This is a genomic window from Teredinibacter haidensis, assembly GCF_014211975.1.
GTDB classification, from domain to species: domain Bacteria; phylum Pseudomonadota; class Gammaproteobacteria; order Pseudomonadales; family Cellvibrionaceae; genus Teredinibacter; species Teredinibacter haidensis.
The window spans coordinates 1455180-1470531 of record NZ_CP060084.1 but is presented as its reverse complement, the minus strand read 5'-3'; the positions used below and the strand labels follow the sequence as shown (position 1 = coordinate 1470531).

Sequence of the window (15352 nt, the reverse complement as noted above, 5' to 3'; positions counted from 1 at the left end):
TATGCGCGTAGATGCGTCATCGTTTATCCGTTTATCGCCGGAACAGTACGGCAAAACGAAGGAACCGTTATCCATTCCCTGTTCGCCGCTGGCCCGCAATGCACACACGTTAGAACGGGAATTCAAGTGGTTCTCCTCACTATTAGAAACCCGCCTAGCCCTCTATTTTGAAAATGAATGCGTATACGCCTCTGTGCAAGACGTTCCGGTACCCAACATTGCCCACGACCCCTCAGAGTACGCCACTATTGTTCGTCAGTTTGGTATGTCGCACGCAGAGCGGCTGCTTTTTATATTGGCTGCTATTCCTCATTTACGCCCTCAAATTCTTAACCTGCTATTAATACGCGACCCGCATATCGATCACCCCTACGTGGAATTTGGGGGCTGGCGCGGTAAAACTCACGGGGGGTTTTTACCCACCGGCGAAACGGCAGCGTTTTTAATCGCAGGAGAAGATTTGGAAAAACGCATGCAGGTGTTCTCGTTGCTGGATCGCGACCACTTTTTTACCAAAGCGGGAATATTGCGCTTCCACACGGGTGAATTTGATGAGGCGTATTTGACCACGTCCATCACCTTGTCCCACGAATATTTTCATCGCATTACCACCGGCGAAACGCAAAAGCCCGATTTCAGCATGCATTTCCCGGCCAAATTATTAGAAACCAACCTGGATTGGGACGACCTGGTACTGCCCCCCAAAACACTCGACGAAATCGACCACCTCCGTACCTGGTTAATTAACCAGCACGTTATTATTCGCGAGCTGGGCTTACATAAATCTATACAACCCGGTTATCGCGCGCTATTTTATGGCCCACCCGGCACAGGTAAAACACTCACGGCCAGCTTACTGGGCAAAGCTATGGGTTCCGATGTCTATCGTATCGATTTATCGTCGGTGGTCTCCAAATACATTGGTGAAACCGAAAAGAATCTAGAGGCCATATTTAATCAAGCAGAAAACCGCAACTGGATACTCTTTTTTGACGAAGCCGATGCGCTGTTTGGTAAGCGTACCGAAACCACCTCATCGAATGACCGCCATGCCAACCAAGAAGTGGCGTATTTATTACAGCGTATCGAAACGTTTCCCGGCGTTATTATTCTCGCCACCAATTTACGCGGAAATATCGACGATGCCTTTTCACGCCGTTTTCAATCGCTCGCCTACTTCCCTATGCCCGATGTCAATCAACGCTTTCTCCTTTGGCAAAAAGCCTTCTGCAATGCCACCTGCTTACACGAATCTGTCGATTTCAAACAGCTGGCCAAACAGCACGAAATTACCGGCGGCGCCATAATTAATGTGGTCCGGTTTGCCGCCATACGCATGATGAATCAGGGGCGAAATAAAGTGCTACTGCAAGATCTGGAAACAGGCATCAGCAAAGAGAAAAAAAAGCAGGGGAGGGTATTGGGGTGAACGCGGTGTTAACAACTTTCCATGCGTTTCGCACATTAGTGTACACAACACTGGCAATGGGGTTGTGGTTGAATACAGCTTTCGCACAAAACGCTCAAACCGATTCTCGCTGTACCGATATGGCGCCCGTGAGTGGCGAACAGATTCAAGAGCGACTCAAGCCTCGCCTTGCCAAAAATAGCTGTTATAAGCAAAAGCTCGAAAACACCAAAACCTTAAACGATGGCGTTATTGGCCCGGTGACCCGTCAATGGATCAATAAAGCCTTGGAAGAACCCGCCAGTGCGGGCTCAAACTGCGAGGCGATACCGTCAGAAACGCGTGACTGTACGGAACAGGCCAGCACGAACGCGCGCGCGCACTATTATTCGGGAGTGCAACCCTATGTGCTTTTAGCGGACGATCTAGAAACCTTTACCCTCAACGCCTCGGTGAGAGAAATACTAGAAGCCACCGCCATCAACGAACAAGAGAACCAATTTATTACAATCGACGCCGCCTTAACCTACGTGGAACAAAAGCTGGCTGAAATAGAGGGCATTAGTGAACCACTCACACAAAGCTACCTCGAAAAAATAGAACCGATGATTACCGACCAACGCTATCACTATATTTCAAGCGGCTTTATTACAACGCTGTTAAGCGACGGTAAACCCCTCTCGGCGGAGAGTCTCACGGTGTATACCAACCAATTACTTCCCGCGACGGATTTTCGAATCATTTTAAAAAATGCGTTAGAGAAAGCCTTAGGGGCCGACAAAGTAGTGGCCCCACCGCAGGGCCCAGAATGCCCAGAGGCAGAAGAAGGGTCTGAACATTGTGTAGCCACCCAGAATACGCCCGAACAAACCACAGCATCAGCAGAGGCAAATGCAACCAAAGAACGTTTAAACGAAATAATGCAGCTGCTAGACGACAACACCCTAACAACAACCCGTTATCAACTAACGGTTGATGAAACAACTCTGGCATTGGGTTTTCCGTCGTTGGATCAATCCATTACCGACTGCATCACCGCGCTAGTGGGGGTTGTGTATCCCAATGCCTATGCTTTTTCCCATGCTATCGACACGATGTTAATGCAGCTACGACAATCGGGGTTGAATACACTCGATGATAAAACCGACACCACCGAAAAATTCGATTGCGTCCTGCAAGAAGATCTCTTCACCGTGTTTATCGAAGCAAAGGAGGCCAACGAAAACGGCGAGACGCCCCCAGAAAAGGCCATTACCGATCTGCAATGTGCGCTAATGGAAAAAGCAGAAAACGACCTCGCCTTATTATTATCCCTAGATAAGAGCCAGTGCCGCGTGTGTGCGACCCAACACTGTTTAACCTATACCGATTATATTCAGTCGGTTGTGAGCGCGGTAAGCGCCGCCGCCGAAAAACCGTTTTTAAGCAGCAGCCTCAACGAAATACATCTTCGCGTTCTCCCTGAATGTCAGGAATGTGCCTTACCCCTTAAAGGCACCACCTATGGGTTTTATCCCTACTGGTTAGCGTCAAGCGCTTACGAAGAAATCGGTGTTAGTCCAGCCAATCCCGGCTACTTAAATTTCAGCCTATTTTCGCGAATGGCCTATTTTGCCTTACCCATTAACGACAACGGCGAACTCAACGATTTATTGCACTGGAAAAATCCACGTTTTCTAAAACGTTTTGTGCAACACCTAAAACAATTTAACGTTAAACGGGATATCGTACTGTATACGGCAAATTGGGCTAATTGGCCCAGTCAAGACCAAGTAAAAGTGTATGCCGAAGAGCACTACGCGCAGTTAAAAACGATGCAGAACTCCGTTGAAAAATATGGAGGCATTAATGGGGTAACCTTATATTTTGATCATTATGGGGCCGCGTCAGACCCGTCATTCATTATTACCTATATTTCCCGGTTATACGAAAAAATACGCGAAGAATCGACTATGGCGAGCCATCCCTGGTTAGATATTAATTTAATGTTGAGCCTAGAGGGTTTAGATAACGAAGAAAGCCGCGTGGGTGACAGCGTAGAGGATAACAACAGCTACTTTGCTAAATTACAAACACTGTTTATGGACACCCATAAAGACAGGGTATTAAAGAGTAGCGTTGAGGATATCGAAAAAGGCGAACCGCAAACGCTTTCGTCGCTCATTTCCCAACTAAAAGAGAGTGAACATAAAAGCAAAGTTAACCACATTTTAGTTTTTCTTAACGAAAGCACCAGCATCAACAAAAAAAAACTCCGCCTGCAAATCGAAAATGAATTTAAAGGTGAGGCCCGGGTGGATTCCCAGGAAAAAATTATCCCTATTCTTGGGCGTTTAAACCTTAGTGAAGAAAATGCATCGGCCCATCGGCAATTTATGGACGACATTGCTTACCTCAAATACAACTTTGGCGGTATCGGATTTTGGAACCTACCGTTAACCACAGAGAATGAAGACCATTCATTAAAACCCACCAATACAGAAATGCAAATACTTTCCCATACGCTTAAATTAGCGTTTGAGAATGGCGAAAATAATTATGTTAACACGGCGGCGCTGGGCGGTATTGGCGCCGTGCTACACAGCCCCGCACTCACACACTATGTGTCGGTGTGTGCCTATGTGTGTCCTCATCGCGCCTGGACACTGCCCATTGTATTGGTATTACTGGCGGCCAACGCCATTATCTTTGTCCTTTATCGTAGCCACTGTCCGTCACGCACCTATATTAAAAGCCATCGGCTTTATTTTGCCCTATTAAATTGGAGTGTGGTGTTATTCATCTTTATCATTTTTGGTTGCGATCCAAATTTACAACCGTACGCAAACATAACGATGATTATTTTTGTGGCGGCAATGTTAGGCATTCCCCTTTATCGCAGTTTTTTGCGGTTATCCGACCGCGTTGAATAGTTATGCTAGCAGGAGCGTTCTATTATGAGCAAAGAATTTCTACCCAAAACACCTCAGGCGCTAAACACGCGGGCGGGGTCGTCCGAAGCCAGTGCACAATTTAAAGATAACCGTGGCTTGTCTCAGCCAATAAAACAATTACAGGGTTTGGAAGAAGAGGAATTAATGCAGGGGCAATTCAAACCCGTGCAAAAAGTGGATTTAGAAGAGGAGGAACCCCTACAGGGAAAGTTTGAAGCCGCTTCGCCAGAAGCGGTTGCGCAACAACACCCGAATACCACCGGCCTACCCGACACCCTAAAAACGGGTATGGAACAGTTATCGGGCATAAGCCTAGACGCCGTCAAGGTACACCAGAACTCCAGCAAACCCGCCGAAGTGGGCGCGCACGCCTATGCCCAAGGCACCGATATTCACGTGGCACCGGGGCAGGAACAACATTTGCCCCACGAGCTGGGGCATGTGGTGCAGCAAGCGCAGGGCCGGGTGCAACCGACTACCGAAGTGGGGGGCTTGCCGGTGAATGATAATGTGGGGTTGGAGACAGAGGCGACGGTTATGGGGGATAGGGCTTTGCAGATGGTTGAAGGCGGTGGAAAACAATGAGCAGTTTTGCGCTGGCTTTAAAACCCTACAAAACAAATGCTATACTGAATGCTGTTTATATATACAGTATATGGGTGGCATGGATGAAAACTGTCGTATATTTAAAAAAAATAGGCGTATCGGGTGAAACACGGCTAGCCTTTGGCCTAAAGAACAACCCCAACTTAGCCATGCAGTTTCAGAATATTACCGGCTGGTGTTGGAGTGAAGCGCTGGGGTTATGGCATATTCCCTATTACGAAAATCACATGGAGTATCTACGAAAAAAATTCAGTGCCTTAGCGCATTTTCAACATGTGGATACTGGGCAAAAACCTCACAAGCCGACAATTCCTCATAACACGCCAATCTCTCCTATTCCCGAAGGGTTTTACCAGCAGATGCGGCTAAAACGCTATAGCGAGAATACGCAAAAAACCTATGCCAGCGTGCTAGGGAAGTTTCTTGCCTATTTCAAACAGGTTCCCCCAGAACACATTAGTGATCAGCAAGTTCGTGAATACATGCTGTATTTAATCGACCAGCGACAATGTTCGGGTGCCTACCAACGACAAACCATTAATGCACTTAAACTATTTTACAAAGCCGTACTTAATCGAGAGCTGAGTGAATTAGCCGTAACGGCACCGCGCAGAAAGAAAAAGCTACCCGTTGTATTCAGCGAAGAAGAAGTGATCCTCCTGTTTTCGCAAGTTCAAAATTTAAAACACAAAGCCATGCTCTACTGCCTCTATTCAGCGGGGCTAAGGCGTAATGAGCTTATCGAACTTAACGTTGGCGATATCGATTCTAAGCGCCATTGCATTATGGTGAGAGAGGCGAAGGGAAATAAAGACCGGGTGACGCTTTTGTCGGAAAAGTGTTTGGTGTTATTGCGGGATTATTTTAGAGAGTATCGGCCTAAGGTGTTTCTTTTTGAAGGGGCGGAAGGTGGTCGGTATTCCGCGACTAGCTTACGGAAGATTTTTGATCGGGCGTTGAAGGGGGCCGGTATTCAAAAAAAAGCCACGCTTCACACGTTGCGGCACTCGTTCGCTACCCATCTTTTAGAGAGGGGAACGGACCTTCGCTATATACAGGCGTTGTTGGGGCATTCTAGCTCTAAAACTACGGAGATTTATACACATGTGACGACGAAGGGGTTTGCGGGACTTCGGTCGCCGCTGGATGAAATTGATGTTTAGAGTGGTCTTTTAACAGCTGTGGTGTTTGTTAAAGGGTCAGTGTTGATAAAGAGATAGCCCAAATAAATTCCACTCTGGACGTTCCGGGCTTGTTATCAGCAACTAGTTTCTATGATCAATAATCACGAAGGCAGCTTGACTAAAAAGATTCGGACAGTAAAGAATTAATTATTAGCGACGAAATGGCAACGATTAGTGGGGCTTGTTAAAACTGAGTGGAGAATAATTAGAAGAAGCCGTAATTAGGGCACAACTTCTGAGCGAGGATACAGAAAATCCCACGCTAAAGATCAGGGTCGGGAGTTATGTCGATCATATTGTAGAACTTTCTACCTGGCCATGAAAGATAGTGATCTCGGAAGACCGCAGGGCAGGTACAGTTTAAGAAGCCCATCACATCGAAAAAATATTTAAAAGGTTAATGATATGTATGAACAAGCGGATAAACCAAAAGTCAACAAAAATAGGTCTGATGCCAATATAGTAACTCAGGAAAAAAGTAATTCGAAGCAAGGTTTAGGGTTTTCAGATAACCGCTTGGGGGCTAATACCCAAAGGAAACTACAAGGAGCTGTCGAAACCAATCAAAAACTTAATGGTGTTGGAGCAATCAAAGATGTGAAAGTAAGCTCTTTTTCCACCCAGCGCATGGGAAAGATTAATCTGTCAACTTCCAGAAAAAATATCGTTCAACCTAAGAAAAAAAGAAGAGGAATATGGCTTGCAGAAAATGAGGGGGAAGCCATCAGGTTAATGACTGCATATGCATCTAATATTGATTTGGAGTGGGGGAAGCTTCCTCAATTGCTGAAAGATTTGGCAGTAGAACACGCCCAGGATTATGACAAAGGGGGAATTGATTCGGGTGAACAGCTGATATTTAGTGAGAAGCAGGAAATCCTTGATGCAAAACGTAAAAAAGAGCGTCGAGATAATGTGAAGGACGATTTTGAAGGAATACGTGAAAATATCAGCGATGAACTTGCCCTTTCGGCGTTCAGTATCGCACATGCTACATATGTAGGTGGGGCTAACATCAACGCAGGTGTGGGCGGGAAATTCTCCTCAGACGAGTTTTATTCAGCCAAGCATGAGTGGGACGGTATTGACAGCTATGATACTATATCAAATTTCCATAGCTTTTCTCCGCAGGACAAGGCTGAACAAGGGAAGGGAAATGTAGGGGATACATTAGATACTCGTACAGTTCAGGGCAATCTAATATGTAAGTTCGGCCAAATTAAAATCAATGTTCATGTAAATATCGAGTAAATTAAAAAATCTTGAGATATGTATGTACTAGTAGAGAAGGCGAAAGAGAATAAAAGTAGAGCGATATGTCTTTTAGGTTAATCGGAAAAAAAATTGGACATTCATACTATTAATATTTTACCCAACACCGCCCCATATCTCGACAGAATTGTTCTGCCCACGCCTTTCTTCCGTTGCTATAGGCAACTTTTTTGGAGGGCCGATCTAAATTGAGTGCGTTCATAAAAATAGGCCAGTACAGGACAGTAAAGTGCTATAACGAAAGATACCGACGAGGGATGGCAACGGTTTCGATTAGCATTTTAACAAAGCCGAAACACAAGCCAGGCGTATTTAGTTTTTATTGTGGTTTTCTACCGTTAGCCCCATTGCGCGCCTAATTTTTATACCTTCTATTTCGATATTTATGCTTGGTTATAAGGTTGTAACTAAAATTCATTTTCGAAAAGGCCAGCCTCAACCGAAACTAACCTATAGCGAAGGATAATTATTGTTTAGGGCGACGGGCTGATCGCTCAGTATGCATGATGATTGTAGGGGATCATGCCGTGTTCACTCTTAAGGGGTATGCGTCCGGCTCAATAAAGTAACGGCCTCCTAAAAAATAAGGATGTGCATTTTGACCAAGTTAAAGCTATGGACATTGTCTATCGCGATCACTCTCGCACTGGGATGCGTGCTGGTAGCGTTGTCGCTAAAAATGGACACTTACGTGATTGATAGCCGCGGCCAATTGGTTAGCGAAGTTTCGGCAGAAGAATACCTGGTAGCGCATTACGGTAATGATATTAATCTGGCCGAAACTAAACGTATTAAAACCGGTATTTTTATTCAATCGCTTAAGTTTTTTAATTCGAGCGAAGTGAATATTAGTGGTTATATATGGCAACATTTTCCGATTGAAACCTACCAAAATACAGCTGATGACGATTTGGTTCCAGGGTTTATTTTACCGGAACAGGTGTATACGGCTAGCGATAGTGTATTGAATTTTGCTTACCGTAAAGAAAGCTGCCCCACCGACGCGGGCTTGGCGTGTAGATTTGGCCACGAAGTGATTGGATGGTATTTCGAGTCAACGCTGAAGCAAGGTTTTAATTACACGAAGTATCCGTTCGACCATAAGACCGTTTGGGTTCGTTTCTGGCCGAAAGAGTTTTCAGATAATGTAATATTGTCGCCGGATTTTTCGGCCTATAAATCTACAGAGGTTGATGCGATTTTCGGCATTGAACAGAAAATTGTGCTTGGTGCATGGATACGCGAAAACACCTATTTTGATTACAAACCCTCTGGTTATGATACCAATTTTAGTATTAGCAACTACATGGGCCAGAAAAACTTCCCCGAGCTATATTATAACTTTGTCGTAAAACGACGATTTGATAATGCCTTCATCATTTATATGCTACATCTTTTCTTGGTTTCGGTGCTATTGTTTGCTGCACTACTAACGATAACCGACAGCCCAAATCACAATGTTTTACTCGGTTTTAATGCCACTGGTTTTTTAGGTATGTGTTCGGCGTTGTTTTTTGTGGTCATGATAGCCCATATACAATTGCGCGAACAATTTTCGGGTTCGAGTGTTGTCTACCTAGAATATTTTTATATTTTAATGTATTTCCTATTGGTCTGCTCAACCATTAACACCTATTTGTTTTCGATAAGGCCTAAAATTTTTCAGAATATTATTTTGTACAAAGATAATATCATTCCAAAAATATGCTTTTGGCCTTTTGGCCTTTTGGCCTTTTGTGTTTTTTGTTCTTAACCTAATTACCTGGAAGTTTTTGTAATGATTTGCCATAAAAATAAACAAAAATATCGAAAAAATCCACTCAAAACCCTTTCAGAAACTACATAAAGGAACCGTGAGCACTGCGCACGGCATTGTAGTTGATCAAACGGAAGAACCTACTGCGCAGCACACGCTTAACGCCTACATCAACGCCGGTGCGAATGACGCCTACTTTCTAATTGATAAATAGGGTGCTCTTTACCAAACCACCCTTACTGATCAAATAACCTACCATGTGTAAAAATCAAAACCTCGTTGTTTGCAAAGGAGCGTGCGCAATAAAAATTAAATAGCTGTCGCGGCCAATATCCTTTATGCCGATGGCCAGTCCTTTGGTGTATGAGTAAAAAAATTACATGCCCACGAAAAGGCAAAAGGCTTTACAGATCACTTTCCTCCAATGGTGACACTATCAGGGTTGAGCTAGTAGAAAATTTTGATAAAACTAAGAAAATCTTTGACTCGATAAATAGCAAACAGAACACTTCGCTGAAATGGCTGGTGGCTGAGTTAACTAAATTGTTTAGCTTGACCAAATCGGACTTCTACCGTCACCCTACGGTATCCCGTAAACAGGCAAGCGAAGCCTCAACGGCAACATGGTAATGACTATGAACAAATATATGATTCTATTCGGTGTGCTCTTGTTGAACGGTTGTGGCGCCTTATATGTAAAGAACGCGCCTGACAGTACAAGCCAAACAGGTTTTGAGGTGTTGAGTACACAATCCCGCGGTGAACAAGCAGACAGATTTTGTGGTGGGTTTACCCTTACAACAAGCCAAGCGGAAACCTTTTTTAATCGAGGTAAAGAGATTGATACCATAACAATGCACAATGAGTACGACTGGCTAAATTGTTATGTAGAGGGACGCTTGAGCAATAAGGCCCTCGGCTTTAATAATTGCAGCTATTCCATACAAGCGGCAGGCACCGCCGAAATTCAGTGTGGTTCTGATAAGGCTCATATTTGCGGCTGTAACGATTGTGATGATTTGTTGCGCTTGAATAGCAGGGACAGGCTCTCACTAAATAGTTACGAACAATAGCTTCACTTTTGAAGGTGAAGTCTCTAATATTTTGGGAAAATGATTAATTAAGGTTGTGTGACTGTAATAACCCACAAATTTTCAGGATTACTAATAGCGGGTACAGACATGATATATAAATGCTTATGATGGCTGTCCAGATACAGAGCGCCTGTCCCTCTCGTTGTCGTTTGGCCCCGAGATCCCCGACCGCAGCAATTTGCAAATAAAAACGGTAAGATAGCGAACTTTCGATAAGCAGGGTGGTGTATGTTAATAAATTGGTATCCGGGCCATATGAATAAGGCTCGCAAGCAGATTAAGGAGATAATGCCTCAGGTTGACGTGGTGATCGAGGTGTTAGACGCTCGTTTACCCTTTTCCAGTACCAACCCCATGATCGAGAAATTGCGAGGAGACAAGCCCTATCTAAAAGTGTTGAGCAAGTCAGATTTGGCCGACGCAGCGATTACTCAGGCGTGGCAGGCATTTTTTCGTGAACAGCGCAATATGGATGCGATCGCCATAAGTACCAGTAACACTAATCTCACTAGAACCATCCCCGACCGCGTGTTTAAACTCGCCCCTCCTCGAGGCAGGATACACAAACCAGTGACTGCATTGATTTTGGGGATTCCCAACGTTGGCAAATCGACTCTTATCAATACCCTGGCTGGGCGTAAAATAGCAAAGGTAGGCGACGAACCCGCTATTACCAAAGGTCAGCAACGAATCAAAATCACCGAAGATTTCTTACTGATCGACTCTCCGGGGATGACTTGGCCAGGTTCAAAAAATGAAATGATCAACTATCGCCTTGCAACCAGTGGGGCCATTCGAGATACCGCTGTGGAATATGATCATTTAGCGATGTTCGCGATGGATTATTTACTCCAGCGCTACCCGGACCGAGTAAGCGAACGCTACAAAATAGACAATTTGATCGATTCCGCCTACGGCGCCTTAGAACAAGTGGCTAAAAAACGTGGTTGTATGAAACGTGGCGGCGTAGACCTAGTACGCGTTGGCGAATTATTTATTCGCGAATTGCGAGCAGGAAAGCTGGGCCGCATTAGTTTTGAAGAACCCCATCTCAGCTACATTTTCCGCGACTAAAATAATTTATGAGGGTAAGTAGTATGAACACATTCGTTATCGTAATTTTCATTGCGTTAGTTGCATATTTTACTTGGCAAGGCTCTGTCAGTAAGAAGAAAGCTAAAGAAAACAATACACAAGGCAATATTTTTCTCGAAAAAAACAAACAGATAGAGGGTGTACTTGTGACAGCGTCTGGCTTACAGGTTCTGCAGTTGCAACCCGGAACTGGCGCCGTGCACGCAAAACCCTTAGATAAAGTCAAAGTACATTATCACGGAACACTAATCGATGGCACCGTCTTCGACAGTTCCGTCGATAGAGGTGAGCCGATCGAATTTAGTTTGAACCAAGTAATCCCAGGCTGGACAGAAGGCCTGCAGCTAATGGTAGAAGGGGAAAAGAGCCGCCTATTTATTCCCAGTAATTTAGGTTATGGCAATCGTAACTCCGGCCAGATTCCTGCCGGTTCAACATTAATTTTTGATGTTGAACTTATAAAAATAACGACTGACAGTTAATCAACGGAGGTATATGGGCTAGGCGTTTTATAGCTATTAATTTAGCTTTTTCGAGTAACTATTGTAGCTTATACCCTGTTTGGCGAGTTTTCTATGTAGCTTCTGTTACGGGATGTCTGTCCTTAGAATTGTAAGTTTTCGACCGTTTCAATTTCACCATATAACGTTCCGTTATCGGCCAATAATTATTATTCATTTTATACCGCGGCATAAACTTGTCAGTATTCATAAAGCAAGAGCAGCTATTTACTAATGAGGCTTGACGGAAGTTTTCGGTGCTTCGTTGTACATAAAAAATCTCGTGGGTAGCGGAGGTATGTCTGGGTTTGGAGTATCCAGATTTTCAAAAACACCCCAATAACGTTCCAAATAAATTTAAAAAGGTTTTATCTTCACCGAAGAGGCTGACTCTCAAGATACTACGATTGATTTTGTTTGGTTAACAAGACAGAAAGAGTTGCTAAGTGTCAGGATGTTATTCTGATGTAAGCCTTCGTCAATCATTTGATTGCTCAAAATACCGTCTATATTCCCCCAGAGTACATGAGGAAAAGCGAAAATAATTTTATATTTCCTTGTGTTTTAAGCGGGATTTCGTTAACAAATTTATAATTAATTTGGCACCTCTTATCGTAGTTTTCCTTATTTTGTTTTCTCGGTTTATGACGTTAACCTAGGATAATACGTTAGTTAAGAGGTTCGGTTTTAATACGAACGGGTCAATTACTACGTGCTTAGTTTTTTGTTGTGATGCAGACTCATGTCCAGGCTGGAACTCTATCTTCAGATTCCGGCGTGGTGTATATCGTATATTTTTATCTGATCATGTACATCGCCATTCTGTTGATCGATTTAAATTCGTATTTTTTTTGGGGAAAGGTAATATTTTAATCTCCTGGCAGGTACTACTGGGTATAAGGGCTAAAAACGGTGCTAATGGGAACGCTTCTGCGGTGTTTGTCTAAGGTACACGGAAGGGGTGAAATGTATAATTAGGGCTGTAATTACCTTAGGGGACGTCTTTCTGTTTAGTGTTTGAATTTATATGGGACAGGCTCGTTATTACACCCTGTAATATTCATTATTGCTAACTTTGGGGTAAGTTAGTAACTTTCCAGAATATGCAGGCGAGATAGACCTTAAATAAGCTATTAACTATTCAGTTACTGTCACAAATGCCAAATATGGGTGCAAAATTGGGGCTCCTGAAGGGAGTAGGGGCGGTGTTTCGAAATCGGCCGCCGACCATTCTTTTGAAAGTAGATTGAAAATATGGGGTAATAGATAACTGTAGTTTAGGATCGATGGCTATGTATGAGTGAGATATGATTGGAACTGGCGCCGCGTTAATTTTCACCGAGTATATGGCAGTCAGATCAGCTAAACTGAGATAGTCGTGTAACTTAAAGAATCCAGCAGAACGTTGGCGTATGTGTTGTGCGCAATTTTAAGGCATGTGCATACGTTCGGATATACAAAGGACTAAATTTATGGAAATGTCCCAAATTCGATATTTTATTGCTGTAAGTGAAACACTTAATTTTACGCGAGCGGCAAAGCAATGTTGCATATCACAGCCAGCCCTAACCAAGGGGATAAAAAAATTAGAGAGTATTATTGGCGGAGAACTTTTTTATCGAACCAAGAGTTCCGTTGAGTTATCTGATCTTGGGAGTAGTTTGTTGCCCAACTTTAAAGATATCTATCTCAACGCGGAACAGACAGAAGAAAAGGCAAAAAGAATTCTGTGTCAAGATGATTCATGTGTGAAAGTTGGGTTTCAGTCGAGCATTTCATTTGAGGTGGTTTTCAATTTATTTGAAGTGTTTCGTTCTAATCGGCCTAGTTTTGATATTGAATATTGTGATTCTGAAATTTCTGCGTTAAATGATAAGTTAATTCATCATGATATTGACATCCTCATAGGTAGTCGTGTTTCTTCCGCCAAAGAATTTAGTCTTGATTGTGTTTATGACGACACATTTGTAACTGTTTTCAATCGACAGCACGATTTTGTTAGGCGTGATGCGTTAGTTCTAAAAGATTTTGAAAATGAAAAAATTCTTTTTCGGAAGCATTGTGAATCGTCATCAAAATTGTACGAATGCTTACAGGTTCGTGGTTATAATATGAGGGCTTTGTGCTACAGCCCTAGAGATGACTGGATTGCCAATTTTGTTAATGATGAAGGCGGTATTGCAATCGTGCCGCGTTCTTTGGCTCTCGCCAATAGTTTGTTGTTTTTGCCAATAATCGATTACCCTTTACATCAGAGTATTTATGCGGAGAAATACAATGGTTTTCAACGCAATAAGTATGTTGAAGAATTGCTTTGTTCAATACTGAAACCAGTTTATTCCTCAGAGAGTGCGGCTTAGGGCGAATGTTTTTTCAGTTCAACACTAACTTTTCCCGTCTATTCCCTTCGTGCCTTTAAATCAACTAGCTGTAGCGGCACAAGATAACCGCAGAAGCATTGAAGCAAACCGTTACCGGTTGTTCAATTTTCAGCGCTAACTGCTCTAGGCTTTCTTGGGTAATGGTAACACTCAGGGATTTTTGGTCTTCCAGTTCAACACTTATATCGGAACAAACCGCACCGGGCTGTATTCGGCTAATGACTCCTTTCAACTGATTATTCGCTGATAACTTAAGCTTATCTCCCTGATGCAATACCATTTGAGACGATTTCACTAGCGCAACCAGCTCCTGGCCAAACTCAATTCCCAACGATTGCGCAGAATCTTTGGTCACCGCCGCAACCAGTGTTAATTGCTCGCTAATTTTGAGCTCCACAATCACATTGACAGCGCCGATGGTGACCGATGTCACTGTCCCCACCAACTGGTTGCGAGCGCTGGTTTTAAAGTTAACTCGATTCATCAATTTACGAAAATCATTAACCTCTTTTGCTTCAGGGGTCTGCTCAAGTGCTTCCTGTAAACGCTCTAAACTTTTCTGATACTCAATTTCCATTGCTTTATAGAGGCTGATTAGTTTGTGGGCGTAGGGCGTCAATTGCGTTCCTCCACCATTTTTACCCCCGGTAGAGCGGATAACTATTGGGCGGGCCGATAAGTTATTCATCGAGTCTAAGGCCTCCCAGGCCGCTTTATACGACATAGGTAAAGAGCGAGCTGCCGCGCTCAATGAGCCGTGTACGGCAATGGCATCCAATAAACGAATTCGGTGGTCATTTAAAAACTGTCCCATCTCAGTATGCAAACTGAGCTTGGCAGCACCTAACATGGAATCACTTTTGTTCATCTGTTCACTCAGGCCTTTGGTTATTCTGATGCAATCATCACATTGGTGGCTTTGATCGCCGCATACGCCTGCATCCCTTCTTTTAGCTGCAACGACTCACAAGCCTGCTTGGTAATGATGGAGACTAATTGCACGCCAGGGGCGACTTCAAGTACCACGTCAACATTCACTGCGCCTTGAGTAATTCTCACTACTTTACCGGGAATAACGTTTCTTGCGCTTAATTTCATACCTTAATCCTCCATTTAAATAAAA

At 43.6% G+C, this 15352-nt stretch carries 12 protein-coding genes; 10 read left to right on the top strand and 2 right to left on the bottom strand.

Translation table 11 applies throughout. The features are described from left to right. Position 1 precedes the first annotated feature (1 nt). From H5715_RS05680 to H5715_RS05635, 10 genes are all read left to right on the top strand, one after another. Positions 2-1429 (top strand): ATP-binding protein, encoded by a 1428-nt coding sequence (locus H5715_RS05680; protein ID WP_075187450.1) that lies wholly within the window; start codon positions 2-4, stop codon positions 1427-1429. Positions 1430-1434: 5 nt separating this feature from the next. Beyond that, positions 1435-4320, top strand: coding sequence for a hypothetical protein (locus H5715_RS05675; protein WP_139309899.1), 2886 nt, complete (start codon positions 1435-1437; stop codon positions 4318-4320). A 24-nt stretch (positions 4321-4344) separates the two neighbouring features. Beyond that, entirely contained in the window at positions 4345-4926 is a 582-nt protein-coding gene (locus H5715_RS05670) for an eCIS core domain-containing protein (protein WP_075187452.1), read from the top strand. A gap of 83 nt (positions 4927-5009) precedes the next feature. Continuing rightward, a complete protein-coding gene (gene xerA / locus H5715_RS05665; RefSeq protein ID WP_075187522.1) occupies positions 5010-6110 on the top strand; it encodes a site-specific tyrosine recombinase/integron integrase in 1101 nt (366 codons plus the stop codon). 426 nt (positions 6111-6536) lie between these two features. Continuing rightward, positions 6537-7382 (top strand): hypothetical protein, encoded by an 846-nt coding sequence (locus tag H5715_RS05660; RefSeq protein ID WP_075187453.1) that lies wholly within the window; start codon positions 6537-6539, stop codon positions 7380-7382. 619 nt (positions 7383-8001) lie between these two features. Further along, positions 8002-9156 carry a hypothetical protein gene (locus H5715_RS05655; protein WP_175574327.1) on the top strand — a complete coding sequence of 385 codons (1155 nt, stop codon included), beginning with the start codon at positions 8002-8004 and terminating at the stop codon, positions 9154-9156. Positions 9157-9794: 638 nt separating this feature from the next. Further along, complete coding sequence (locus H5715_RS05650) at positions 9795-10232, top strand: hypothetical protein (RefSeq protein WP_083608203.1); 438 nt, start codon at positions 9795-9797, stop codon at positions 10230-10232. Positions 10233-10481: 249 nt separating this feature from the next. After that, complete coding sequence (ylqF, locus tag H5715_RS05645) at positions 10482-11327, top strand: ribosome biogenesis GTPase YlqF (RefSeq protein ID WP_075187456.1); 846 nt, start codon at positions 10482-10484, stop codon at positions 11325-11327. Positions 11328-11350: 23 nt separating this feature from the next. Further along, positions 11351-11830, top strand: coding sequence for a BamJ family beta-barrel-assembly machinery protein (gene bamJ / locus H5715_RS05640; protein ID WP_075187457.1), 480 nt, complete (start codon positions 11351-11353; stop codon positions 11828-11830). 1490 nt (positions 11831-13320) lie between these two features. Beyond that, positions 13321-14208 carry a LysR family transcriptional regulator gene (locus H5715_RS05635; protein ID WP_075187458.1) on the top strand — a complete coding sequence of 296 codons (888 nt, stop codon included), beginning with the start codon at positions 13321-13323 and terminating at the stop codon, positions 14206-14208. A gap of 64 nt (positions 14209-14272) precedes the next feature. Here H5715_RS05635 and H5715_RS05630 read toward each other — a convergent pair whose 3' ends face one another. Both H5715_RS05630 and H5715_RS05625 read right to left on the bottom strand, forming a co-directional pair. Further along, positions 14273-15097: a TOBE domain-containing protein gene (locus H5715_RS05630; protein WP_075187459.1), complete on the bottom strand. Its 825-nt coding sequence runs from the start codon at positions 15095-15097 to the stop codon at positions 14273-14275. A gap of 20 nt (positions 15098-15117) precedes the next feature. Further along, the gene (locus H5715_RS05625; RefSeq protein ID WP_075187460.1) at positions 15118-15327 is read right to left on the bottom strand and encodes a TOBE domain-containing protein; all 210 of its coding nucleotides are present in this window, start codon (positions 15325-15327) and stop codon (positions 15118-15120) included. Positions 15328-15352: the final 25 nt, after the last annotated feature.